This is a genomic window from Cutibacterium nasicola (genome assembly GCF_052654715.2).
Map to the genome: position 1 here is coordinate 946812 of NZ_CP199745.2, position 21852 is coordinate 968663.

General features: G+C 62.1%; 13 protein-coding genes. 8 read left to right on the top strand and 5 right to left on the bottom strand.

Annotated elements, in window-relative coordinates; all coding sequences use genetic code 11:
- Nucleotides 1-55 precede the first annotated feature (55 nt).
- Entirely contained in the window at nt 56-2758 is a 2703-nt protein-coding gene (gene secA, locus ACUCCZ_RS04390) for a preprotein translocase subunit SecA (protein ID WP_445439668.1), read from the top strand.
- Nucleotides 2759-2791: 33 nt separating this feature from the next.
- On the opposite strand, the gene ACUCCZ_RS04395 is transcribed toward secA, so the two are convergent.
- Nucleotides 2792-3316, bottom strand: coding sequence for an Rv3235 family protein (locus ACUCCZ_RS04395; RefSeq protein ID WP_435916428.1), 525 nt, complete (start codon nt 3314-3316; stop codon nt 2792-2794).
- A gap of 180 nt (nt 3317-3496) precedes the next feature.
- On the opposite strand from ACUCCZ_RS04395, the gene ACUCCZ_RS04400 reads away from it, so the two are divergent.
- The gene (locus ACUCCZ_RS04400) at nt 3497-3994 is read left to right on the top strand and encodes a DUF6912 family protein (protein WP_435916429.1); all 498 of its coding nucleotides are present in this window, start codon (nt 3497-3499) and stop codon (nt 3992-3994) included.
- A gap of 28 nt (nt 3995-4022) precedes the next feature.
- Here ACUCCZ_RS04400 and ACUCCZ_RS04405 read toward each other — a convergent pair whose 3' ends face one another.
- A complete protein-coding gene (locus ACUCCZ_RS04405; protein WP_435916430.1) occupies nt 4023-4496 on the bottom strand; it encodes a DUF2505 domain-containing protein in 474 nt (157 codons plus the stop codon).
- A gap of 142 nt (nt 4497-4638) precedes the next feature.
- Here ACUCCZ_RS04405 and ACUCCZ_RS04410 point away from each other — a divergent pair, with 142 nt between their 5' ends.
- From ACUCCZ_RS04410 to trpS, 3 genes are all read left to right on the top strand, one after another.
- Complete coding sequence (locus ACUCCZ_RS04410) at nt 4639-9258, top strand: NAD-glutamate dehydrogenase (RefSeq protein ID WP_435916431.1); 4620 nt, start codon at nt 4639-4641, stop codon at nt 9256-9258.
- 59 nt (nt 9259-9317) lie between these two features.
- Nucleotides 9318-10115 (top strand): PHP domain-containing protein, encoded by a 798-nt coding sequence (locus ACUCCZ_RS04415; RefSeq protein ID WP_462981557.1) that lies wholly within the window; start codon nt 9318-9320, stop codon nt 10113-10115.
- Nucleotides 10116-10260: 145 nt separating this feature from the next.
- Entirely contained in the window at nt 10261-11352 is a 1092-nt protein-coding gene (trpS, locus tag ACUCCZ_RS04420; RefSeq protein ID WP_435916432.1) for a tryptophan--tRNA ligase, read from the top strand.
- Nucleotides 11353-11481: 129 nt separating this feature from the next.
- Here trpS and ACUCCZ_RS04425 read toward each other — a convergent pair whose 3' ends face one another.
- On the bottom strand, nt 11482-13098 hold the full coding sequence (locus tag ACUCCZ_RS04425; RefSeq protein ID WP_435916434.1) for a DEAD/DEAH box helicase: 1617 nt from the start codon (nt 13096-13098) through the stop codon (nt 11482-11484).
- Nucleotides 13099-13356: 258 nt separating this feature from the next.
- Here ACUCCZ_RS04425 and ACUCCZ_RS04430 point away from each other — a divergent pair, with 258 nt between their 5' ends.
- Complete coding sequence (locus tag ACUCCZ_RS04430) at nt 13357-13923, top strand: hypothetical protein (protein WP_435916987.1); 567 nt, start codon at nt 13357-13359, stop codon at nt 13921-13923.
- A 41-nt stretch (nt 13924-13964) separates the two neighbouring features.
- Here the strand turns inward: ACUCCZ_RS04430 and ACUCCZ_RS04435 are convergent, their stop codons facing one another.
- Nucleotides 13965-14192, bottom strand: a complete 228-nt coding sequence (locus ACUCCZ_RS04435; protein ID WP_435916435.1) for a DUF3107 domain-containing protein — start codon at nt 14190-14192, stop codon at nt 13965-13967.
- Nucleotides 14193-14213: 21 nt separating this feature from the next.
- On the bottom strand, nt 14214-15077 hold the full coding sequence (locus ACUCCZ_RS04440; RefSeq protein ID WP_435916436.1) for a PP2C family protein-serine/threonine phosphatase: 864 nt from the start codon (nt 15075-15077) through the stop codon (nt 14214-14216).
- Nucleotides 15078-15346: 269 nt separating this feature from the next.
- On the opposite strand from ACUCCZ_RS04440, the gene ACUCCZ_RS04445 reads away from it, so the two are divergent.
- Nucleotides 15347-18517 (top strand): ATP-dependent helicase, encoded by a 3171-nt coding sequence (locus ACUCCZ_RS04445; RefSeq protein ID WP_435916437.1) that lies wholly within the window; start codon nt 15347-15349, stop codon nt 18515-18517.
- Nucleotides 18514-21765, top strand: coding sequence for an ATP-dependent DNA helicase (locus ACUCCZ_RS04450; protein WP_435916438.1), 3252 nt, complete (start codon nt 18514-18516; stop codon nt 21763-21765). Before ACUCCZ_RS04445 ends, ACUCCZ_RS04450 begins: the two co-directional genes overlap by 4 nt.
- Nucleotides 21766-21852: the final 87 nt, after the last annotated feature.

Here is a 21852-nt window from a genome sequence, read left to right on the forward strand (position 1 = left end):
CTCGTCCGGCATGCGCCTGGACGACACGACGTCTACTCCTTGAAGGACCCACCCCGTGAACCTCATGGATCGCGTGCTGCACGCCGGTGAAGGCAAGATCATCCGCCGACTCAACCGCATTGTCGGCCAGGTCAATAGCATCGAGGAGGATTACGTCGCCATGAGCGACGACGAGTTGGCAGGCCAGACCGCCGACTTCCGTCAGCGTCTCGACAACGGCGAGAACCTGGAGCGGCTGCTCCCAGAGGCCTTCGCGACGGTGCGTGAGGCGTCCACGCGAGTGCTCGGCAAACGTCACTTTGACGTTCAGATCATGGGTGGCGCCGCCCTCTACCAGTGCAACATCGCTGAGATGAAGACTGGTGAGGGCAAAACCCTTGTTGGTCTTCTTCCCGCCTACCTCGAGGGGCTCCTCGGCAAGGGCGTCCACGTCGTGACCGTGAACGACTACCTGGCTCGAGTGCAGTCCGAGCAGATGGGTCGGGTGCACCACTTCCTGGGGCTGACGATCTCGGCAATCCTGTCGGACATGTCTCCGACGGAGCGCAAGGAGGCCTACAAAACCGACATCACCTATGGCACGAACAATGAGTTCGGCTTCGATTACCTGCGTGACAACATGGCGGGCTCCCTGAGCGAGTGCGTGCAGCGCGGTCATCACTTCGCCATCGTCGACGAGGTTGACTCGATCCTCGTCGATGAAGCCCGTACCCCGTTGATCATCTCGGGCCCCGCCGAGGAGAACAAGCAGTGGTACCCGGAGTTCGCCAAGATCGTTTCGAGGCTTCAGCGTGACGTCGACTACGAGGTCGACGAGAAGAAGCGTACCGTTGCCGTCCTCGGTCACGGCATCAGCGTTGTCGAGGAACGTCTGGGCATTGAGAACCTGTACGAATCGGCGAACACCCCGCTCATCGGTTACCTCAACAACGCCATCAAGGCCAAGGAGCTCTTCCACCGTGACAAGGACTACGTCCTCATCGATGGCGAGGTCCTCATCGTTGACGAGCACACCGGTCGTACCCTGGCAGGGCGTCGTTACAACGAGGGTCTGCACCAGGCCCTTGAGGCCAAGGAACACGTCGAGATCAAGGACGAGTACCAGACCCTCGCAACGATCACCCTGCAGAACTACTTCCGCATGTACGACAAACTCGCCGGGATGACGGGTACCGCCAAGACCGAGGAGAGCGAGTTCCAGAAGATCTACGGGTTGGGCGTCATTCCGATTCCGACGAACCGCCCGATGATTCGGAAGGACCAGAAGGATCTCATCTACCGCACCGAGGACGCCAAGTTCGACGCCATCATCTCCGATGTCGTCGAGCGTCACGAGGCTGGTCAGCCCATCCTCATCGGTACCGCATCCGTCGCCAAGTCGGAGCTGCTGTCGGAGAAGCTCAAGCGGGCTGGCGTTCCCCACAAGGTGCTGAACGCCAAGCACCACGAGTCCGAGGCGGCGATCGTCGCCCTGGCCGGTCGCAAGGGAAGTGTGACGGTCTCGACTAACATGGCCGGTCGTGGTACCGACATCATCCTCGGTGGTAACCCAGAATTCCTCACGGAGCTGGATCTTCGCGAGAAGGGACTCGACCCGGTGGAGGACGAGGAGGCCTACCAGACCGCTTGGAACAACACCTTGGCGAGGTATGAGGAGCAGTCGAAGGCTGAGCACGAGGAGGTTGAGGCACTCGGTGGCCTCTACGTCATCGGTTCCGAGCGTCACGAGTCTCGCCGTATCGACAACCAGTTGCGTGGACGTTCCGGTCGTCAGGGTGACCCGGGGGAGTCCAGGTTCTATCTCTCCTTGCAGGACGAGCTCATGCGGCTGTTCAAGCCGGAGGTCATCGACCGCGCCATGGTCACCCTCAAGATGCCTGAGGACATGCCGATCGAGTCCAAGTGGGTGTCTCGTCAGATCGAGAGCGCCCAGAAGCAGGTGGAGGCGCAGAACTTCGAGATGCGTAAGAACGTCCTGAAGTATGACGACGTCATGAACCGGCAGCGTCACGTCATCTATGGCGACCGTCGTAAGGTTCTCGAGGGAGCCGACGTCGAGGCCGAGCTGCGCGCCACCACCGACCGCGTCGTCGAGGCCGGGGTGCGCAAGTACACCGAGGGGTACTCGGAGGACTGGGACCTCGAGGCCATGTGGAACGAGATCGGTACCGTCTACCCCGTTGGTCTGGACATCAACGAGTATGCCGACTGCCAGGATGTCGAGGAACTCGTCGAGGACTTCAAGACGGATGCCCAGGAGGCCTATGACCGTCGCGAGACTGAGCTCGGTGAGGCGACGATGCGTCAGCTCGAGCGTGAGGTATTGCTGACCGTGCTCGACCGCAAGTGGCGCGAGCACCTCTACGAGATGGACTACCTGCGTGAGGGCATCGGCCTGCGTGCGATGGCCCAGCGTGATCCTCTGGTTGAGTACCAGCGCGAGGGCGGCGACATGTTCACCTCGATGATGGATTCCTTCAAGGAGGAGGTCGTCGGCTTCCTGTTCAACCTCGAGATTGAGACCGGACCTCAGGTTGGCCTGGTGACCGATGATGAGGGGCAGCCGGTCACGGCAGACTCGGTGCTGCCCAAGGAGAACCATTCGCGTCGTGCGCTCAGCTACTCGGCTCCCGACGAGCAGGGTGATGCCGCGACGACCTCCGAAAATGGCGCGCCGAAGGATCCGAAGGCCGGGGGCAATCGTGCCGCCAGAAGGGCGGCGTCCAAGAAGTCGAAGAAGAGGCGCAAGAAGCGCTGATGGCACATTGCCGCGGTGTCGACGCTGCTTTTGTCACGCCATACCGACGGCCTCCTGTGTGATGTGCTTGTCGGACAGGAGTGCGGCCACTCTGGGGTTCAGGACGAGCTCGACGGCTTCGAGATGCCAGACACCCACGTGCTGAACCAGGTTCGTGGCCAACGGGAGCCGTCTGCCACGTAGATCGATCAGGCCGACCCCGTCCACGTGGTCCTCGTCGAAACTGACCTGAGGCTCGCCGACGAGGAGCATGCGGCTCCAGCCAGGACCCCGGGGCCATGTGCGCATGGTTGCCGTGGCACGAGGGCTGGATGCTCTCATGAGCTGATTCATGGGGCGTCGACCAGCCATCGTCTCGATGATGATGATGTGCATTGCCCGAGTCAGCCGCACAGCCTGTTGACAGGCCTTTGAGTCGTCTTGTGTGGTGCTCGTCACTGGTGATGACGAGACGACGCGCAACTCGTCCGGCCACCAGTCCCGGTCGAGCTCCAGGACGATGTCCGAATGGTGTCGCCGCGTCGAATCAAGGGGGATGGGCGTTGATGTGATCGTCATGGGCCCTAGGACAGCGCAGGAAGTCGTTCCAGGGGAAGGGCTGATGCGCACATCTGTGGAAAAGTCGAGTGAACACACCATTTCGTCATCTGGGATGGTGCGAACCAATATGTGATTCCTGTTCGTATCTGAGTACCGTGGACGATGCACTAGGGGTCACACTGACCAAGGAGGGTTCAATTGTCGACGTCCACCATCGTTTTCATCCCAACCAATGCGCAACGGGCCCGTGAGCTCGTTGCTGCGCCGGGAGAACAGGTGACGGCCTTCACAGTCACCGAGGAGCTTCGTTCCATCCTCGACGTCACCGATCCCGAGGAAACCGAACATGCCGCCATGGTCATCGGTTCGGTGTGGGGTCTGACCCATACCGGTCGTCGACTCGTTCTCGTCGCCCATGTCCCTGCCGAGCAGATTGCCGACCATGAAGAGGTCGACAACGGCGGCGTCACGCTGACTCGTCTGGAGCCCTCGCAGATCACGGCATGGTTCGCCGACGATGACGACGCCGACTCCAAGGGTGCTGCTGCAGCTGTCAGGGGCATGGTTATTGACGACGCCTGGAATGACGTCGCTATTCAGACTCTCATCGGTGAGCACGGGCTGTCCTGGCACGACATCACCGAGGAACTTCCGAGGGCCGACACCGATCCCGAGGGTTTCCCTGGATTGGAGTGACGTCGGCCCCGCACCGGGTGGGTCCGGCTCAGCGGGAGGCCAGCCAGTCGTCACCCGCCTGCTGCTGCATGTCGAAGGCCTGGGTGATGTGCGGAGCTGCGGCCTTTTCCAGTTTCTTGCCCACCATCGGGACCGAGACGGTGAACGTACCGGTGTAGATGACCTCGGTTCCGGTGGCGTCGGGACGCACGGAAGCATGCCCGTCCGCCCTCGCCGGCATGCCCTGAGGAACGATCTGCAAGGTACCTTCTCGCGATCCATCGGGGTTGGCGGACTGCCACGACACGGTCTGCTTGGCAGTGAGGGTGGGGCCGACGAGCTTCGTCACCTGGCTGGGAGCGGGCATGGCCACGTCCATACTCAACGAATCGCCCGTGACGACGGCATTACTGGTGGTGCCCCCGGCGCGATGGTGGACATCCTGCCACCATGCCGGATTGGTCATCATGGTGACGACTTGATCAGGGGTTGCGTCGAAATGGGCCCGTGAATTGATGTCCATGTCACCATGATGCCCGACGATTGCGACACATCGTGCACAACGACCTTGCTCGGTGGTTCACGGGGAGGCATAGACCCTTGTAGAGTTTCCATCGAGGACCACATCGAAGTGGCCCCGTGACCATGACGAAGGTGACCTGATCGTGTCAGAGATGGACAAAGTCATCCCGGCTCTCGTGACATCGCTGCTGGAACAGCACACCATGGGAGATCACTGCTGTGAAGAGGTGATTCGTCAGATGATGGAACGGCAGATGACGCTTGCCGTGAAACCTGGCCCGGTTCGCGTCGACGTCATCGTTGATCCACCGTGGTCTGACGGCCAGGTCAACTCGGTGCAGGTGGTCATGGATGACCGTCCCTTCCTCGTCGACACGGTCGTGTCGTGCTTGCTTCGTCACGGGTGGCGCGTCGAGGATGTTCGGCACCCGATCTTCGGTGTCAAGCGTAACGCCGAGGGAGCCGTCGAGAGCGTCGGAACTCCGGGCCGAAGCGGCCATGAGTCGGAATCGTGGATACACATCGATGCCTTGGCGCCGCTCGGCATTGATACTGGTGAAGCTGCCAAGAGGCTCGATGAGGATCTTCACAGCTGCCTTGACCAGGTTGTCCGGGCCACCGACGACTGGGCAGCGATGCACGAGGCAATGCTGCGAACCGCCGAGCTGGTGAGTGCCTCCCAAGGGCCCGCCGATGATCGTGACTCGACGCGTGAGCTGCTGGAATGGTTGGCCGACGACCATTTCATGTACCTGTCCTACGAGGAGTTCCGGGTTGACGGGGACACCATGACGCCAGTGCCCGGTACCCGGCTGGGTATCACTGACCACGGATCACGCTTCGATGCGATTCCTCACAGCGAGGATGACTCCACCCTCGTCGTCACGAAGGACTCGGTTCGGTCCACCGTGCAACACAATGGGTACCGGGATTACGTCGGAGTGCGAATCCGTAACGAACACGGCGTCGTTGTCGCTGAGCACCGCTTCATCGGTCTGCTGGGGTCAGCTGCCTACACCGAGTCGGTCATGCACATTCCGGTCCTGCGTGCCAAGGCCTCTCGTGTGCTCGCACTTTCGGGATATCGAGCCAACTCCCACGGCGGCAAGGCGGTCATTCGCACCATTGCTGAGTTCCCACGTGACGCCCTGTTCGAGGCCTCGGCGGAGGAGCTCGTGCCACTCATCATGACGATCATCGACCTGCGCGAGAGGCAACGTCTGCGGGCACTGGTCCGTCGAGGTCCGTGGGGTCGGTTCTTCCACCTGTTGGTCTTCATCCCGGCCGATCGTTTCGACGCCAGCACTGTTGGTGTCGTCGAGGGAATCGTCGCCAAGCGGACTGGTGCGGTGGAGATCGACTCGACCACGATGATGGGTGAGTCCTCCTTGGTCAGGATCACCTTGACTGCCAAGGTTCCTGACGGTGAGGTCCTTCCCCCGATCGACGACGAGGAGCTGCAGGCTGAGCTCGCCGAGGCCACCTCGAACTGGGATGACGAGTTCATGGCCCTGGCCAGCCGCATCGAGAGCGACCGACGCGGAATTGACTTCGGACCTGAGTACAAGCAGGAATTCACGGCCACGCAGGGCGTTCTGGATCTCGAACTGCTCAACGGGTTGGCCAAGGACGACCTGGGCCTGGTCATGTACCGACCGAATGACCCTGCCGATCCCTCCGATTTGCGTCTCAAGATCTTCAACCAACACGCGACGATGACGTTGTCCCAGGTCATGCCGCACCTGTCGAGCCTCGGCGTCCATGTCGTTGATGAGCATCCGCACCGGATCGTCCTGCGCGGTCGGGAGATCTGGCTGTTCGACCTTGGTCTGCAGACCCCCGGGGAATTGTGGAACGACTCCGAGCGAGATCGTTTCACCGAGGCGTTTGCCGCATCCTGGCGTGGCGAGTGCGAATCCGACACGTTCTCCGGCCTCGTGACCGAAGCGGGCCTGACGTGGCCCCAGGTGTCCATGTTGCGCGGTATCGCTCGTTACCTCCGACAGGTGGGTAGCCCATTCTCCCAGACCTACATGGCGAAGGCGCTACGGGCGAACCCCAATCTTGCTGGTGACCTCGTCAGAATTGTCGAGGCCAAGTTCGATCCGGCAGCCTACGATGACGGCGTCGATGCGGGAGCCGAGCGGCTGGCCACGGTGGAGGAACTGTCACAGACCTTCCTGTCTGACCTGGACGACGTCGCCTCCCTTGATCACGATCGCATCCTGCGCATGATGCATACCGTCATCAAGGCCATGATCCGTACGAACTGGTGGAAGAAGGATCGCCGCGCACTGGCCTTCAAGGTGCGTCCGAGTGAGCTCGACTTCGCCCCAGCTCCACGTCCCACCTTCGAGATCTTCGTCAATTCCCCGAGGGTTTCCGGAACGCACCTGCGTTTTGGTGCGGTGGCGCGAGGAGGCCTGCGGTGGTCGGATCGTCCCGAGGACTTCCGCACCGAGGTCCTCGGTCTGGTGAAGGCCCAGATGGTCAAGAACTCGGTCATCGTTCCTGCGGGCGCCAAAGGCGGCTTCGTCCCCGCCCATTTGCCCGATCCCACGACTGACCGCGCGGGGTGGGCCGAGGAGGGTAAGGAGTGCTACCGCATCTTCGTTTCCTCCCTGCTGTCCCTGACAGACAATGTCGTTGAGGGCAAGGTCGTCGTCCCGGAGAACGTCGTTCGCCACGACGGGGATGATCCCTACCTCGTCGTTGCCGCTGACAAGGGCACCGCTACCTTCTCCGACACCGCGAACGCGATTGCTGCAGAGCACGGGTTCTGGCTTGGCGACGCCTTCGCCTCGGGCGGATCCCACGGTTACGACCACAAGGCGATGGGCATCACGGCGCGGGGCGCCTGGGAGTCGGTGACCCGGCATCTCGCCGACCTCGGTATCGACCAGACGACTGATGACTTCACCTGCGTGGGTATCGGCGACATGTCCGGTGACGTCTTCGGAAATGGCATGTTGTTGAGCACGCACATCAGGCTGGTGGCAGCCTTCAACCATCGTCACGTCTTCGTCGACCCGAACCCGGATCCTGCCGCATCGTGGCAGGAACGCTGTCGCCTCTTCGATCTCCCGCGTTCGAGCTGGGGCGATTACGACTCGTCCCTCATCTCTGCGGGAGGTGGTGTCTGGGATCGCACCTTGAAGTCGATCCCGGTGAGCCAGCAGATGCATGAGGCCCTCGGCATCGACGAGTCCGTCACGAAGATGACCCCCGACCATCTCATCTCCGCAATCCTGCGGGCCCCGGTCGACCTGTTGTGGAACGGCGGAATCGGAACCTATGTGCGTGCCACGAGTGAGACTGACGCCCAGGTCGGCGACCGTACCAATGACCCGGTTCGCATCACGGCCACGGAAGTGCGGGCCAAGGCTGTTGGCGAAGGTGGAAACTTGGGGTGGACCCAGGCGGGCCGCATCGAGTACGCCCGTAACGGTGGCAGGATCAACACCGACTTCATCGACAACTCCGCCGGCGTCGACACCTCGGATCATGAGGTCAACATCAAGATCCTGCTCGATGCCGAGGTGGCTGCAGGGCGTCTCAGCGCAGAGGAACGTGACGAACTCCTGCCTGCCATGGCTGATGATGTCGCTGCCCTGGTGCTACGGCACAATCGTTCACAGAACCTCGCGCTGGCCAATGCGTTGAGTCCGTCCGGCCCGACTCCTGGAGTCCTGGAAGCCTGGATGTGCGAACTTGAGGAGTCCGGCCATCTTGATCGCGTCGTCGACACCATGCCGTCGACCGCCGAGATGAATCGCCGAATCGCCGCAGGTGAAGGGCTCGCCAGCCCGGAGCTGTGCACCCTGCTCGCGTGGACGAAGATTGCCCTGTGCGACGCCGTGCTCGCCACTGATCTTCCAGAAGATCCCTTCGTGGCCGACAGTCTGGCCGGCTACTTCCCACCGCTGCTGCGTGAGAGGTTCGCAGATCGGATGTCAGATCACCGGCTGCATCGGGAGATCATCACGACCGAGGCCGTCAACAAGTTCGTTGACTCCCCGGGTATCACGGCCTTCCACCGCCTGCATCTGCAGACAGGGGCTGACATCGCCCAGGTCATACGCTGCCAGCTGGCGGCCCGATCGGTTTTCGAACTGGACAGGGTGGAGACGAACCTCACCGATCTCGGACTGGACGCAGTTCGTACCGGCGAGATCAGGTTCGCTCTTCGAGATCTCGTCATGGACACCACGGGGTGGTTCCTCACTCACGGTGGTGTGGACAACATCTCTGCCACCATCGAGACGTACCGCCCAGGTATCGCCGCACTCGTCAACAAGCTCTCCGACCTGCTGGGCGACAGTGCCGACGAGTGGCAGGAGAAGGTTGACGAGGTCACCGAGCTGGGACTAACCCGTGCGGATGCCGCTGTGGTGGCCTCACACGATTGGTGTCAAGTCCTGTTGGGCGTCGTCGAGATCTCCGACGAAAGTCATCCTCTCGACGAGGTCGCCGAGGCATACCTGACGCTGGCACGCCGAGTGGACATCACTGGCCTGACCCGTCTTGTCGAACAGCTTCCTCAGGACCGTCCGACGGATGCCCGAGTGCGGGCCAGCCTTCGCGAGGATCTTCTCCAGGTGATGTCCGATGCGACGCGACGGGCTCTTGAGGTTGGAACGGACAACGTTCTGGTCGATGGTGGACGTATTCTTGAGAAGATGACGACAAACCCGGATCTTGCGCACTGCGTCGTGATGGTCAGCGACCTGAGGTCCGCCGTGGGTCAGGAGGCCACACAGTGAGAATTGATCTCCACACCCACTCCACGATCTCGGACGGGACGGATTCCCCGACCCGCCTCATGATGAAGGCTGCCACGAGCGGTTTGGACGTCATTGCCCTGACCGATCATGACACCTTCGATGGGCTGGAGGAGGCTCAGGCAGCCGGACAGCGGTTCGGCGTCCGGCTGCTTCCCGGTCTCGAAATGACGTGCCACATCGGTGATCGTGACGTCCACCTTCTCGGCTACGGGCCGCATCCCGACGATCCAGCGTTGAGCAGGGAGCTGCAGATCACGCGGGCTTCGCGAGCCGGGCGCCTGGACGCCATCTGCCAGAAACTTGCCGAGGCCGGATTGTCGGTGACGACGGAGGATGCGCACCGAGCTGCTGGCACGGCCTCGAGCTTGGGACGGCCCCATGTGGCAGATGCGATGGTGGCCAAGGGATACGTCGAGGATCGCGACGAGGCCTTCCGCGACTGGCTCGCCGACGGTAAGCCCGCTTATGTTCCGCGGCACAGCGTGGCACTGGAGAAGGGTATTGACCTCATCCACGACGCTGGCGGCGTGGCCGTCGTGGCCCATCCGTGGGGCAGGGGAGCTCAGCAGGTTCTCACCCCGCAGGTGATTGCGGCGCTGTCCGCCTATCACCAGCTCGACGGCATCGAGGTGGAGCACCAGGACCACGACCAGGCCGCTCGCCGGATGCTCTTCGACCTAGGAGGACGGCTCGGACTGGTTCGTACCGGCGCGAGCGACTATCACGGCTCAGGTAAGAAGGACCATGAGCTGGGATGCAATCTCACTCGTGAGACCGCATACCGAGAGCTCGTGACGAGGATCCAGCTGCGCGGTGGGGTTCTTCGCGTCCGGTGAGACTGCTACAGTGGCCGACATGACGATTGCACCTGCGAATGCCACCTCGTGGTGGCGTCGTTGCGTGCGGCACTGACGATGTGACGGCCGCCCTGCCCGGCGCGTCGCCTCGTCGCCAAGGAGGGCGGCGAGGAAGGGATTAGTGATGACCAGCGACGTTTCCAAGATCGGATCGAACGCTGCCACCTTGGCGCGCTCACAGGCCCGCAGTGCCAAGGTCGAGGCCGATCTGGCCGTCCATCCCGAGAAATGGCGGATTCTCACCGGGGACCGTCCCACCGGAAGTCTCCACATCGGTCACTACTTCGGCTCGCTGGCCAATCGGGTGCGGCTGCAGGACAAGGGAATCGAGTCGTTCCTCGTCATCGCTGATTACCAGGTGATCTATGACCGTGACGGCGTCGGCGAGCTTCAGGCCAACGTCATGTCGAACATCGCCGATTATCTCGCCATCGGTATCGACCCGACCCGTACCACGATGTTCACCCACTCGTCCCTACCAGCCCTCAATCAGCTCCTGCTGCCCTTCCTGTCGTTGGTGACTGACGCCGAGCTGCGTCGCAATCCGACCGTCAAGGACGAGTTGGCCACTTCGGATCGGCCGATGTCGGGCCTCATGCTCACCTTCCCGGTGCACCAGGCCGCTGACATCCTCTTCTGCAAGGCCAACCTCGTCCCGGTGGGCCGGGACCAGCTGCCGCACATCGAGCAGACCCGCGTCATCGCCCGTCGTTTCGACGAGAGGTATGGACGTGTCGACGCCTCCAAGGCGGTCTTCCCCGAGCCGGAGGCGTTGCTCTCGGCCACCCCGCACGTGCTCGGCCTTGATGGCACGAAGATGAGTAAGTCGAAGGGCAACACCATCGAGATCGGTATGACCGCCGATCAGACCGCCAAGCTCATCAAGAAGGCCAAGACAGACGCGCAACGGCGCATCACCTGGGATCCGGAGAACCGCCCCGAGGTCTCAAACCTGCTGTTGCTCACCGCCTTGTGCGAGAACGGTGATCCCGCTGACATTGCCGATGAGATTGGTGATGGTGGCTCGGGCACCCTCAAGAAGCGTCTCACCGCCTCACTCAACGATTACTTTGCCCCAATTCGTGAACGTCGCAGCGAGCTCGCAGCGGACGAGGGCCACCTGCGTGACGTGCTCCGGGAGGGTAATGAGCGTGCCAATGCCGTGGCGGATCGGACCCTCAGCGAGGTACGCCAGGCGATGCAGATGGTTTACTGATTGACGCGATCCACAGCGCGGGATCACAGGATTGGTGGCGTGATGAACGGCAGATACGACACGGTGCGGCACCTGTGACACGAGGCACGGGCCTCAGCCGCGTGCCTCGTCCTAGTCGCTCTCAATGCCTCACAGCGAGCGGCGCGCCCTGCGGTGGCGGGGGGCGGTCTCAGCACCCTTGCCGCCACTGGCCTTCTTCCTGGCCGTTGCCTTGGGAGCCTGGTCCCTGTGGGGAGCGGACTCCTTCTTCGAGGACTTCGACTTCTTGTGGCCCTTCGCCTCGTGCGTGCCGTGGTCGCTGCTGGCCTCGCCGCCGCGGATCACCTTGCCGTTGCGACGACGGGTGCGCTTGCGGCGCGGCTTGTCCTCGTCCTTGGAATCCTTGCGGGACCGACGGCCCTCACCATGATCGCCATGCTTGTGGTGGCCGTCATGTTTGTGGTGATGGCGCTCGCGTTTCTCGGCACCGGGCAGAGCTCCCTTGGTGCCCTCCGGGATGTCGAGATCGGTGTAGAGGAACGGGGAGGTCGAGTAGGTCTCGACGGGTTCGGGGATCTCGAGATCCAGCGCCTTGTTGATGAGCTTCCAGCGGGTGACGTCAGCCCAGTCGACGAGGGTGACGGCCACGCCTTTGGCACCGGCACGTCCGGTACGGCCGATGCGGTGGACATAGGTCTTCTCGTCCTCGGGGCACTCGTGATTGATGACGTGGGAAACCCCGGTGACGTCAATGCCACGGGCTGCGACGTCGGTGGCAACGAGGATGGTGGCGTCACCGTTGCGGAACTTCTTGAGGGCCTTCTCGCGAGCGACTTGGGTGAGGTCGCCATGGATGGCCCGAGCCTTGAAGCCCCGGTTGTCGAGGTCGTCGGCCAAACGTTGACAAGCGCGCTTGGTACGGCAGAAAATGATGGCCTTCTCGACGTCGCGGGACTGCAGGATGCGCCCGATGATCTCGATCTTGTCCATCGGATGGGCCTGGTAGACGAACTGCTGAGTGTCCGGAACAGTGGCCTGGGCGTCGGCACCCTCGGCACGCACGTGCACCGGACGGTTCAGCTGCGAACGGGCCAGAGCCATGATCGGCGCCGGCATGGTGGCCGAGAAGAGCATGGTCTGACGGGAGGTGGGGGTACGTCCGATGAGGTTCTCGACGTCCGGCAGGAAGCCCAGATCGAGCATTTCGTCAGCTTCGTCCAGGACGACGATGCGCACGTGGGACAGGTCCAGGTCCTTGCGCTGGGACAGGTCAAGAAGACGTCCAGGGGTGCCGACGACGACGTCGACCCCATCCTTCAGGGCATCGATCTGGGGTTCGTAGCCGACGCCGCCATAGACGGTGAGGACTCGGGCGCCGCGCACCGAGGCGGCGGTCGAGATGTCCTTGGACACCTGGAGGGCAAGCTCCCGGGTCGGGCACATCACCAGTGCTTGGGGCTTGCCTCTGTGCTCGGACTCCTCCCAGCCGTCATCTCCGGGCAGGGTGATGCGCTGCAGGAGGGTGATACCGAAGGCAAGGGTCTTGCCGGTGCCGGTGCGGGCCTGGCCGATGAGATCGGTGCCCTGAATGGAGATCGGGATGGACATGGCCTGGATGGGGAAGGGAGAGACGATTCCCATCCCCTCCAGCGCCTGGCAGATGTCTTCTCGGACGCCGAGATCGGAGAAGGCGGTGGAAACGGAAACTGTGGTCTCGGTCAGTGTCTTGGCCTCTTCGTGCGCGGGCCCGTCAAGGCCCTGTGTCATTCTTCTGTCATTCTTCGTAGTCGCTCCTCGTGATGTCGTCGCGCGAAACTGTTCCGCGACGATGTCACGCGCGGTGCGGACCTGCGAGGTGGCGCGGTCGACACACCATCGCCTATCTTACCTCCAGTACCTTCGACCCTCTAACCTGTTGGCGTGAGCATCGAAGACACGAACTCCAACGACTCCTCGGTTGTGACGCTCTTCTGGTCCGTCGCAGCGTCCTGTGCCTTGCATGGATTCTCTGCAACGGTGTCTGGCATGAATCTGGCCACCGGCCTGTCAGAGCGGTTCCTCGTCGTCGATCGCAGCGCTGAGGTTCAGAAGATCTTGGCTGAGACCAGAACCCACTTGACGGATCGCGCGCTTCTGGCAGAGATGGAACCCCTCATCGGGTCCGTCAAGGAGTATGTGCCCTCCCAATCCTGGTCCCAGGTGTTGCTGCGCGACCACATCGTCGTTGATCTCATCGCCGATTTCCTGGATCGGATCGAGCCGAATCTCGCACCTGAGCTTCATCCGGCCTGTGGGTCTTTCGGCCCGTGGCTCGGTCGCGGTACGGGGAGCCGCGTGAGATGGGATGCCGCGATGCGTCACACCATCGCAGGGCAACGTGACACGTCGGCGGAGTCCCTGTTCGCGCGCCGTCTCGTGGGAGAGGTGCTGTCAGTGGCCCAACGCCTCTTCGCGCGTCATCAGGCGCTGACCTCGGCCCTGACGCAAGCTGGTGGGGGAGAGTTCGATGATCTCGACCTCATCAATGAGGTCATGGCTGGTGTGTTGAACGCCCACGACGAACGCATGATCGATCTCGGCCTCGAACCGTGAATGACGAACGGCGACTGACTTCGAGCGGAACGTGACCGAGGTCAGAGAGCCCCAAAACCGACCTGGCGGCTGTTCGGCTGCCCCAGGTCGAGGTAGGCAACCCCACGGGCGGGAACGAGAACCTTGCGGCCCTTGGCATCGGTCAGGGCGAGGACGGCGTCGGGCTGGCTGAGGCTGTTCTTGAGCTGCTGCTCAATGGACTCAGCGCTTTCCTGAGCGTCGATGCTGACTTCACGTGCGGTGTTGACGATGCCGATCTTGATCTCCATGACGACAAACCTACCGCTGGATCAAACATCCCGGCGCCACAGCGCCACGGTGATGTTGTCATGACCGCCGCACTTGTTGGCGTGCGCAACGAGTGCGGCCGCGAGGTCTGCAGGGTCGCGACGGCCTTGATCGTCCTTGCGAGCCCTGCTGGCAAGATCTGCGATGAGCGTGGCCAGGTCGTCCGGATCGGGAACGTGATTCCACAATCCGTCGCTGCACACCAGGAGCCACCCGGAATGCTGCGGTTGGTAGGCCATGACGCGCGGAGCGAGATCGGTGGCGGAGGCGCCGATCCACTTCGTGATGGTATGGGCGCCGATCCCTGCCTCAGCCTCTTCCCGGGACATTCCCAGATCCATCTGCGCCTGGACCATCGAGTCATCGACGGACAGCCGGAGACAACCACCCTCATCAGGAAACCAGTAAGTTCGGGTGTCACCGATGTTGCCCACGACGATGCGTTCTTGCGTCGCAACGGCGATGGCCAGAGTGCACGCACCAATCGGAGGCGATGAGCTCACGACGGCCTCGTGTGCCTTTCGGAACGCCCGCTCGAACAGGGTGACGATGGCATCGTCGTTGGCTGGCACCCCCTGGTTCATCGTCGCCGTCAGGTAGTCGCGCGCGGCGCGGGATGCGATTCTGGCGCATTCCTCAGCGCCATCGGTCGATGAGACGCCATCAGCGACGACGAGGACGACATGACGCCCGGAACTGTCGATGCCGAGGGCTGCGGCGTCCTGGTTCGTCTCATGACGCAGTCCGATGTGCGAGGCGCAGGCGACATCTTCACGAGCTGCAGCTCGCTCGGTGAGGTCCACTCGCGACGTGGCGGAGGTCTCTGGTGTCACGATGTCGACCGATGACTGCTCCGATTCATTCATGAAGGTCCTCAGGCTGAGCAATTGTTCTCCGCACGGCTCCGGCCGAGACCGGGTGCAGCGTTCGATGCAGTGTGGCGATCGCGGTAGATCCATGTCTACTGACGACGCTCATGGCCTGCTACGAGCGTGCGGACACGTCCCATGGTGATGAGACAGCACTTCTACCATCTCACATGGTGGGTCGATGGGGCCAGGAAATGGTTGCTGACGTCGTTGTTCTGTGGAAAAGACACAGTCGGACGGCGATTCTGTCTCATGTCAGTGGTGAGATGTGTGCCATGCATGGATGGGATGACGCTCAGGCGCGGGTGCTCAATGATGACGCCGGTACGGTCCTCGTCATGGGAGGACCGGGCACCGGACGGACGAGTCTGTGTCTTGAGGTGGCCGCGCGGTACGTCGAGGCTGGCGGATCCCTGTCCGACGTCCTGCTGCTCGGTCAGACGCGACCAGCTGCCCAAGCATTGCGCAATGGCCTCGTACGACGACTCGGAGGCGCTCATCTGGATCCTCGTGTCATGACGGTTCATGCCCTGGCCCGGCGAATCCTAGGATCTCGGCAGTTCTCGGGACGGCTGTTGACCGCTCCTGAGCAGGAGTTCCGTATCAGAGAGCTTCTTGCGGCTCGGGACATGACGGACTGGCCGGAGGAATTGCAGGCATGCGCACAGACCGCTCAATTCGCCGCTGACGTGCGTGTCATGGCGGCGCGACTCCGTCAAGAAGGATGCGATCCACAGGACCTCACTGGTGCGGGAATGACTTGGGGCATGCCGGAATGGCAGGTTCTTGGACCATTCCTGACGGACTACCTCGATGTCCTTGATCTGGAGGGAGCAGTGGATTACGCCGAGGCGGTGCATCGTGCTCGGATCGCCTTGACGCGCCCAGGAGTGGCCATCGACGTGAGGTCACGAGTCAAACTGCTGCTGTGCGACGATGTGACCGAGTGTGATCCGTCCCAGATTCGCCTTATTGCCGACATTGCGCAATACCATGTTCCGTGTGTGCTGACCGCTGATCCGGACCAGACGGTCTACGGCTTTCGTGGCGCAGTTGCGGAGCGCTTTGACGATCTGATTGATGAGTTTCCGGATTTGTCAATTCACCATCTGACGATCAATTACCGCAATCATGAGCATGTTGCTGACGTCGTTGAGTCGTTGCGCACGGGAATGCCAGCGATACCGTCGTCCAGCCGTCTGCGGCGGCGGGCGAATCATGCCGTGACCGCAGACGCGGGAATGGTGGCCGCCGTCCGGGCTGGCAGCACCTCTCGCCTGGTGAGAAAGGTTGCTGGAACTCTTCGTCACGCCCACGTGGCCAATGGGATCCCCTGGAGCGAGATGGCTGTGGTGACCCGTCACAGGGCTGAGTTGGGAGTGATCGCGACGATTCTTGCCTCTCAGGGCATACCAGTCCTGCGCTCGCGAGATGAGCACGCGTTGTCTGACGTCCACGCCGTCACTCAGATCCTCAATGCTCTTGAGGTGGCGATCTGTCTCGCGACAGGAACTCGACCTGGCCAGCGAGAAGTGACGGCCCTGATGACGAACCCATTGGCAAGTATTGATCGCACTGTCGTTCATCGCCTCGAAACCTGGTGCCGACTCGTTCGCCGCGAGGAACTGAATTGGCAGGTGATGCAGGAGCTGGCCACTGATGTAAGCGGTTCCGTGACGAGGACAGCGCTGGTCGACGACGCCGTCATCGGTGAATCTGACGACGACAGCGAGACGTCCACCGTGCCCCCAGGTCTACGGGTTTTGGCGGAGCCGCTTGCCGCATTGGTCCGGCGAGTCCAACGCGCAGCGAACCTCTTGCTCTCCGGTGGCACGTGCCATGAGGCGTTGTGGGTCTTGTGGCAGGGCAGTTCGTGGGCGTCTGCCCTGCGACGTCGCGCCTTGGCCGGGGATGCGTCGGCTGATCGTGATCTCGACGGGCTGTGCTCCCTCTTCGACATGGCAGAGGCAGCTCACACCATGGCTGGAGTGTCGGGAGGACGTCGCCTCATCGACATGGTCAGGCGAGAGCAGATTCCAGCCGACCGCGCGCGTGAATCTGATGAGGATCGCGATGCGGTCACCGCTGTCACTGCTCATCGTGTCAAGGGAAGAGAGTTCAGCGTGGTGGCGGTCTGCGGATTGGAAGAAGGTAACTGGCCTGCCACCAACCACACCGGCTCCCTGGTCGGTGCTGACAGGTGGTCTCCAGACGGCCCCGTGGTGGTTCCCGGATGGTCCGACAACCTTCGTGCCGAGATCAGGCTGTTGCTCGTGGCGTGTTCGCGCGCGAGGAATCAATTGCTGTTGTGTTCTGTCGAGTCTGCGGATGAGGGCATCCGTCCATCTGGGGTGTTGACGGGTATTCCGCACCTCGAGGACAGCGCGAGTGTCGTGAACGTAGCCAGCCTCACCGAACTTGTTGGTGAACTACGCCGAGTTGTCGCGGACGAGACCGAGTCACCCGGGGTGCGGGTCCAAGCTCAGGAGCTTCTCGATGATTTGCGTGGCGAGGAACATCACGGCCGGCCCCTCGTGCCACAAGCTGATCCGCAGACCTGGTGGCGCAAAGGTGCCCCTCGTCAGGCTGATGTCACCGGTGAGATCGAGCTGGGCGCCTCGCACATTGGGGAATTGCTCACCTGCCCGAGACGGTGGTTCATGACTCGTCGTGCCGGCGCCAGCAGCGGTACCGCCCTGAGAGCGAGTATCGGCACCCTTGTCCACCGGATCTGTGCGGAGAACATGGATCGTTGGTCCTTGCCGGGAGCACTGGCTGAGTTGGAGGAGTCGTGGCCCGAGATCGAATTGACCGCGCAGTGGCAGCGAGGGGCCGAGCTCGACGATGCGAAAGCTGCGCTGAAGCGTTTTGATGGGTGGCTGGCCTCGCGTACTCGAGACCTCATCGGTGCTGAGGTGCGCGTCAACGGCACGATCAAGGTTCCGTCCGGTGTGGCTCGAGTACGTGGCAGCGTGGACCGGCTCGAACGAGACGCAGAAGGAGCCTGCTATGTCGTGGATCTCAAGACCGGGACCAGCAAGTCCCCTGAGACGAAGAACTCCCACCACCTCCAAATCGGTGTTTACCAAGCCGTCATCGCCTCCGGTGGAGTCGCCAGTCTCGGGAAGGCATCGGTGAGTGGCGCGGAATTGGTCCATCTTCGGATCGGGGCGGGCAAGGGCCAGGCGAATGCGAAGATCGACCGCCAAAGTGGGCTTTCGGATGTCCCCTGGCCCAACGACATGGAGCCAGTTGATGGCTGCCAGAACTGGATTGAGGCAAGCGTTGACAAGGCCATCGAGATCGTCAAATCCGGTGAGTACACCGCGATTGCGAACAAGGGTTGCAGCCATTGCCCTGCGAGGGCCGGATGCCCAGCCCTGGTCCCGAAGGACTCCTCAACCGCAGTGCCTCGACAAGGTAGGAGGGCCTCATGATGGAGCCGACTGATGACATCCACGACAATGATGATGTCGACGTTGCATCTCTGCTTGGGATTCCCATCTCAGCTGAACAGGAGAGGGCCGTCACGGCACCGCTCAAGCCGTGCGTCGTCATTGCTGGAGCAGGTACGGGTAAGACGACAGTGATGGCAGCTCGGGTGGTGTGGCTTGTCGCCAGCGGGCTGGTCCGGCCTGAGGATATCCTGGGGCTGACGTTCACCAACAAGGCCACATCTGAATTGTCGGAGCGGATTGAGAAGAACCTCATCAGTGCGGGTTTACTGACCCCGGAGCAACCCAGGCCCACAGTGGCGACGTATGACAGCTTCGCCGGAACTCTGGTAGCCGACTACGGGGCCTGGGATGGGATCGACACGGGTGCTCATCTCATCACAGGGGCGAGGGCATACCAATTGGCCGCGGAGGTTGTGTCAGAGCTGGACACACCACCGCTGGTGGGCACCCATCTGACGCCGACGTCGATTGCTCAGGCTGTGGTGTCACTGGCCGGCGCGATGGCCTCCCACGATGCACGCGACGACACGGTTCGAGCTGCGGATGCTCGTTGGCGTCAGATGCTTGTCGATGCTCCGAAACGACGCGACGGGCAGCAGTACGCCAGTGTGAAGAAGAACCTTCTCACGGTGGACGAACGTGAGGACCTGCTCGACCTGGTGAAGGCCTACCAGGATCGCAAGCGGCAGCGTGGATTCGTGGAGTTCGGCGATCGCATGGTGCAGGCCCTTCATCTCGTCGCACATCATCCAAGGGTCGGGCAGGAGGTGAGGGCCCGGTACCGTGTCGTTCTTCTCGACGAGTATCAGGACACGTCGTCGGCGCAGGCTGACCTGTTGGCTGCCCTCTTCTCTGGCCCGGACGTTGATCACGGAATGGGTCATCCGGTGATGGCTGTCGGTGATCCATTGCAGGCCATTTACGGGTGGCGTGGAGCAGCCGCGAGCAACATTGTGGATTTCCATCGGCGATTTCCGGATGCGACGGGTTGCCCTGCGACCATGCTGTCCCTGGCCACGAATCGACGATGTGCCAATCAGATCATTGACGCCGCGAACGTGGCATCCGAGGAGCTTCGGGCGTCACTGGTTTCGTCAATGAAATGCGTTGACGACAGCGTGGCTGACGACCGTGTGGAACTCGCGGTAGGGATGCCGCTGGTTGCCCCGGAGGAGAACCTTCCAGGGGAGGTGGGTGTTGCCGCACATCTGACCTGGGTTGATGAGTGTCGTGCGTGCGCCGACATGCTGGTGGAGGCCAAAGAACGTGGGGCACTCACACGGTGGTCCGATGCCGCGATCCTCGTGCGACGTAACGGCGACATTGCCGACCTCTACGACGCGCTGAGCTCTCGTGACATCTCGGTGAGAGTGGCAAACCTCTCAGGGTTGTTGTCTCTGCCGGATGTTGCCATGGTGGTGGCCCACCTTCGGCTGCTCGTTGATCGTCACGACGATGCAGCCATGGCAATTCTGCTCGCTGCTCCTCGATTTGGGTTGGGAACGGACGATCTTGCGTGGGTCCACCGCCGAGCACGGACATTGGCCAAGACACAGGCAGAGGCCGACGGCCTGGACACCAAGGATGTTGACGCCCATCTCGTGGACGCCGTCATGGAAGGTCGACCAGTAGGAGATGAACGAGTGCAATCTGCACTCAAGCGCCTCGCTGCGGAGATCACCGAGGTTGCGGTTCATCAGGGGGACAGCCCTGACGACCTGATCCTGCGCATCGAAGCCATTACGGGTCTCGTGGACGACATGGCCGCTGACGACCCAGGTCGTAGCGTGGCCCGCCGTGACCAGCTCGACGAGTTGTGGGACGCGGTACGACAGGTGCGTTGGAGCGACCCCGACATGACGATCGCGGGGATCGTCGCATGGCTGGCAGCCGAAGAGGAGCATGGACATGGTCTTGCCCGAGCCGCTGTTGACCAGGGCGACGCCGTGACGATATCGACCGTCCACGGGGCAAAGGGACTGGAATGGCCGTTCGTGATCATTCCTGACATGGCCCAAGGCGTGTTCCCGTCGGAACTGAGCCCGGACAACTTCGTGACCGTGGCGGCTGTTGTGCCATCCTTCGCCAGGGGAGATGCGAGTGAGATCAGCCACCCCGTTTCCGGAAGCGATGTCGATGCCAAGGGATACCTCGCAGCTCTCAAGGACGATTCACAATGGTCAGAGGCCAGGTTGGTTTATGTGGCCCTGACGAGAGCCAAAGAACGCTTGATCGTGTCATGGCACAAATGGGATTCACGACGACAAGGTCGTTACAGCCCCAGCCAATACGCGGATCTTCTTGCCGCCATGCTGGATGTGAAGTGGCCAGAGTTGGGTGAGCGCCCCGAGACCAGTAGCCAGGACGGGACTCCATGGCCTGTATTCGCTGATGAGAGCGCCATCTCGTGGATCAACAAGAAGGTGCCAGATGGTGCTGATACCCCAGCAGTTGATGATCCCGCTGACGCTGATCGGGTGGCATCGTGGCGATCTGACGCGCAAGCGTTGGTGGCTGATGCTCGACGTCAGTGTGATGGCAGCGACGATGTGGTCATTCCACCGCGACTGACCGCCTCCCAGATGGTGAGGCTCCACGCCAACCCACAGGGGTTCCAGGAGGATGTGCGACGTCCGATGCCTCGACCAGCCGACAGGGGAGCCGGTATTGGAACCGCATTCCACGAGTGGGTGAGTCAACGCCTCGCCCCAACCGAGCCGATCCCGCTCTTTGACACCGACGAGATCGCCGAACTCGAGGAGGACAGCCGTGAGCTCGAGGATGAGGCGGCGACTGGGTCGGTTGGGGGGCATGCATTGCAAACCCTTTGCCAGGCTTTCGAGAAAAGCCGATGGGCAGATGCCACGGTCCTCGCGGTGGAGAGATCTTTTGTCATGACGATTGGGAGCACCGTCGTCCGCGGGCGTCTTGACGCGGTGGTGGCTGACCCTGATCATCCCGGTGACGAATTGGTCATTGACTGGAAAACCTCGCGGCCGCAGTCGGCTGATCCTCTTCAGCTGTCCATCTACCGGTTGGCATGGGCCCGGGCACGAGGGATCGAGCCGTCCAGGGTGCGAGCGGTTTTCCATCATGTCGGGGCCAACGAGACGATCACCGCAGAACCGTTGCTGGATGCTGATGAGGTGGCTGCGATTCTGGACGGGGTGGGCGGCGGATCCGATATGTCGTCAAGCAGGTCACGGCCCTCGGCTGGTTCACAATGACCGGATTACAGTGACAACGTGACTGGAACCAGCGAGACGCGAATCGTGGCTCGACCAATATTGGATCGTTGCCATACAGACCGGGAC

Bases quoted from the DNA above. Each gene is read 5' to 3' on its own strand.
- ACUCCZ_RS04415 (WP_462981557.1), top strand. From the start codon at position 9,318: ATGATGAAGGCTGCCACGAGCGGTTTGGACGTCATTGCCCTGACCGAT.
- trpS (WP_435916432.1), top strand. From the start codon at position 10,261: ATGACCAGCGACGTTTCCAAGATCGGATCGAACGCTGCCACCTTGGCG.
- ACUCCZ_RS04405 (WP_435916430.1), bottom strand. From the start codon at position 4,496: ATGGACATCAATTCACGGGCCCATTTCGACGCAACCCCTGATCAAGTC.
- ACUCCZ_RS04445 (WP_435916437.1), top strand. From the start codon at position 15,347: ATGTGTGCCATGCATGGATGGGATGACGCTCAGGCGCGGGTGCTCAAT.
- ACUCCZ_RS04435 (WP_435916435.1), bottom strand. From the start codon at position 14,192: ATGGAGATCAAGATCGGCATCGTCAACACCGCACGTGAAGTCAGCATC.
- ACUCCZ_RS04395 (WP_435916428.1), bottom strand. From the start codon at position 3,316: ATGACGATCACATCAACGCCCATCCCCCTTGATTCGACGCGGCGACAC.
- ACUCCZ_RS04440 (WP_435916436.1), bottom strand. From the start codon at position 15,077: ATGAATGAATCGGAGCAGTCATCGGTCGACATCGTGACACCAGAGACC.
- ACUCCZ_RS04430 (WP_435916987.1), top strand. From the start codon at position 13,357: ATGAATCTGGCCACCGGCCTGTCAGAGCGGTTCCTCGTCGTCGATCGC.
- ACUCCZ_RS04450 (WP_435916438.1), top strand. From the start codon at position 18,514: ATGATGGAGCCGACTGATGACATCCACGACAATGATGATGTCGACGTT.
- ACUCCZ_RS04425 (WP_435916434.1), bottom strand. From the start codon at position 13,098: ATGACACAGGGCCTTGACGGGCCCGCGCACGAAGAGGCCAAGACACTG.